At 35.6% G+C, this 3,587-nt stretch carries 3 protein-coding genes; all 3 read left to right on the top strand.

What is annotated here, in order from left to right; genetic code table 11:
* The first annotated feature begins 155 nt into the window (after positions 1-155).
* Positions 156-863 carry an iron-sulfur cluster repair di-iron protein gene (gene ric / locus AC1DTM_RS20405; protein ID WP_016104688.1) on the top strand — a complete coding sequence of 236 codons (708 nt, stop codon included), beginning with the start codon at positions 156-158 and terminating at the stop codon, positions 861-863.
* 149 nt (positions 864-1,012) lie between these two features.
* Positions 1,013-1,321, top strand: coding sequence for a hypothetical protein (locus AC1DTM_RS20400; RefSeq protein ID WP_088099007.1), 309 nt, complete (start codon positions 1,013-1,015; stop codon positions 1,319-1,321).
* A gap of 114 nt (positions 1,322-1,435) precedes the next feature.
* Positions 1,436-3,587, top strand: a 2,152-nt coding sequence (nirB, locus tag AC1DTM_RS20395; protein ID WP_477000742.1) for a nitrite reductase large subunit NirB, incomplete at its 3' end; no start/stop codon positions are given.

The raw sequence follows: 3,587 nt of genomic DNA, 5'->3' as shown, positions 1-3,587 counted from the left end.
TATTGCGACGAATTACGCTTCCTCTTACTTAAATAAAACTCCTTTTATTATTCTCAAAAATGACACATAATAAGTGATTTAAATCACCACATTGATTTTAATTTATCGCTATTCTTGATTTAGATATTACATTTAAACTTTATGGAGGTCTTCATATGGAACATACATTTACTGAAACTTCAATTATCGGTGAGATTGTAACACAATTTCCGAAAGCTAGTGATCTTTTTAAATCATATAGAATAGATTTTTGTTGTGGTGGAAATAGACCACTTATTGATGCAATTAATGAAAGAAATTTATCAGCATCAGAGGTAATCACAGAGTTAAATACGCTTTATCATAAAACGAAACTATTAAATGAATCTGAAATTGATTGGAAAAATGCTTCTTATCAAGAATTGATTGATTATGTTGTAAATAAGCATCATCGCTATTTAAATGAAGAATTGCCACAGTTAAGTCCATATGTGACGAAAGTATTACGCGTTCATGGGGTAAGTCAGCCTCATTTAGCTCAAATTCATAAGCTATTTCATGAACTTAAAATTGAATTAGAACAGCATTTAATTAAAGAAGAAACCGAAGATTTCCCATTAATTTTAGAATTCGAGCAAAATCCAACTGATGAAAACTATGCAAAGTTATGTAAAGTAGTAGATGAGTTGGAGAATGAACATAGCCACGCTGGCAATATTATTAAAGAACTTCGTAAGGTGACAAATGATTTTACTCCACCAGAAGGAGCTTGCGGCACTTATCGTCTTGTTTACCAGCGCCTTGAAGCTCTTGAATCTGACTTGTTTGAACATATTCATTTAGAAAATAACATTTTATTTCCACGTGCTATCGCAAAAGCTTAATTACGGCGCAGGACATGAGCATTTTTACTCATGTCCTGCTTTTCATTTTGTGAAAAATATTCACACGTTCCCCCACCGTTTCACTGGACAGCTTGATATAATTTAATTTATCAAAGGAATATATCAGGTAGCATTAAGGCGTTGTATTTATGAAAGAAAAAATGATTAAAAAACATTTACGAGAGTTCTTCCTCTTTAAAGAACTTTCAGAAGAAGAACTACAGCTTGTTATGGAGGATTCTTCATTCCCAACTGATTATTCCTCCTTCCTCTCTTCTTTAATCTCACTAAAAAACAAGTCCTCTCATAAAGTAAAACCTCTAATTTGCGGGGTTTTGTTCATTTCCCGCAGACTATTAAGCGTCCCTCTCTCCTTTCACTTCCACTACAATCTAGTTATCTGCCCACATAACCAAATATCTCTTTCGCTTCTCCCTTCACATAAACCCGAATTTTAACAATTTGTGAATCATTATAAATATGTGATAAATATCACATCTCCCTCTTTTTTAATTTTMTATAATGGAAATATAATTCTTTGTTCAACTTTTCACATAGAAAGGGAAATGAATATGAAAAAACATTTAGTTATGATCGGGAATGGTATGGCTGGCATACGCTGTATGGAAGAAATATTAAAACATGATAGTGATTTATATAATATTACTATTTTTGGAGATGAACCACATCCAAACTACAATCGCATTATGCTCTCTCATGTTCTGCAGGGAAAAACAAATATGCAAGATATCATTATGAACGAATATAGTTGGTACGAAGAAAATGAAATAACTTTATATACAAACGAGAGAGTTCAAAGTATTGACCGAGAAGAAAAAGTCATTGTCACAGAAAAAAATCGTACTCTTACATATGACAAACTCATTATCGCAACAGGATCTAGTGCTTTTATATTACCTGTTGAAGGTTCCACCCTTCCCGGTGTGACTGGATTCCGAACAATTGAAGATACACAATTTATGATTAATACTGCTAAAGATAAGAAAAAGGCCGTTGTCATTGGTGGTGGATTACTTGGTTTAGAAGCCGCAAGAGGTCTTATTGACTTAGGAATGGACGTACATATTGTTCATTTAATGCCGAGCTTAATGGAGCAACAATTAGATGCCAAAGCTGCTTCTCTATTGCGTGAAGATTTAGAAGCGCAAGGCATGAAATTTCTAATGGAAAAGAAAACTGTGAAGATTCTTGGTACCGATCATGTTGAGGGTATTCAATTTGAAGATGGTGAAATTGTAAATTGTGATTTAATCGTAATGGCTGTCGGAATACGTCCAAATACTCAAATAGCAAAAGATGCTGACTTAATTGTAAATCGCGGCATTGTAGTCAAYGACTATATGCAAACAAATGATGAATCCATTTATGCAGTTGGAGAATGTGCAGAACATGATGGTATCGCATATGGACTTGTTGCTCCTCTTTATGAACAAGGTGCAATATTAGCAAAACAAATAACGAATTTACAAACGGATGGATATACAGGCAGTATCGTCGGTACGCAATTAAAAGTTGCAGGTTGTGATTTATTCTCTGCTGGCCAAATTTATGAAGATGATATAACGAAAGCAATATCAATCTTTGATGAATGTAAACGTTCCTATAAAAAAGTATTAATTCGTGACAATAAAGTCGTTGGTATCGTTTTATATGGTGATACTGCTGATGGTACACGCCTCTTTAGCATGTTAAAGAAAGAAGAAGACATACAAGAATATACAGCCGCTTCCCTTCTTCACAAAGCTGGTGAAGGAAGTGAACTTAACGTAGCTACTATGAGTGCGGATGACACTATTTGCGGATGTAATGGTGTTACAAAAGGTACAATCGTTCATGCCATTTTAGAGCAAGAGTTAACTACTTTTGAAGAAGTTAAAGGATGTACGAAAGCTGCGGGGTCTTGTGGTAAATGTCGTCCGCTTGTTGAACAAATTTTATCTCATACACTTGGAGATGCTTTTGATGCCTCAACGCAATCTGCCGGTATGTGTGGATGTACAACTTTATCACGTGATGAAGTCGTAGCGGCAATTCACGAGAAATGTTTAAAATCTCCAAAAGAAGTACGAAATGTCCTTGGTTTTGCACATGAAGACGGCTGTTCGAAATGTCGCCCTGCTTTAAACTACTATTTACGTATGGCGATTCCAGAAGAATATGCAGATGATAAATCATCCCGTTACGTTAATGAAAGAATGAATGGTAACATCCAACATGATGGTACATTTTCTGTTATTCCACGTATGTACGGAGGCGTTACAACCGCAGATGATTTAATGAAGATTGCTGAGGTTGCGAAAAAATATGACGTCCCTCTCGTGAAAATTACAGGTGCGAGTCGAATCGGCTTATATGGTGTTAAGAAACAAGATTTACCTAACGTATGGGCTGACTTACATATGACTTCTGGATATGCGTACTCAAAATCGCTTCGTAATGTAAAATCATGTGTTGGTTCTCGTTTCTGTCGGTTCGGTACGAAAGATTCATTAGGACTTGGTATGCTCCTTGAACAATCATTAGAAATGGTAGATACACCTCATAAAATGAAGATGGGTGTAACGGGCTGTCCACGTAACTGTGCGGAAGTACTTACGAAAGATTTCGGTGTTGTGTGTGTTGAAAATGGATTCCAACTTTATATCGGCGGAAATGGTGGTACAGAAGTACGTGAAGCTGATTTTGTAATGATCGTCCCTACTG

Source organism: Bacillus sp. P4_D3, assembly GCF_056401855.1.
The sequence above is the reverse complement of the archived record's forward strand: the minus strand, read 5'-3'. Positions and strand labels throughout refer to the sequence as shown.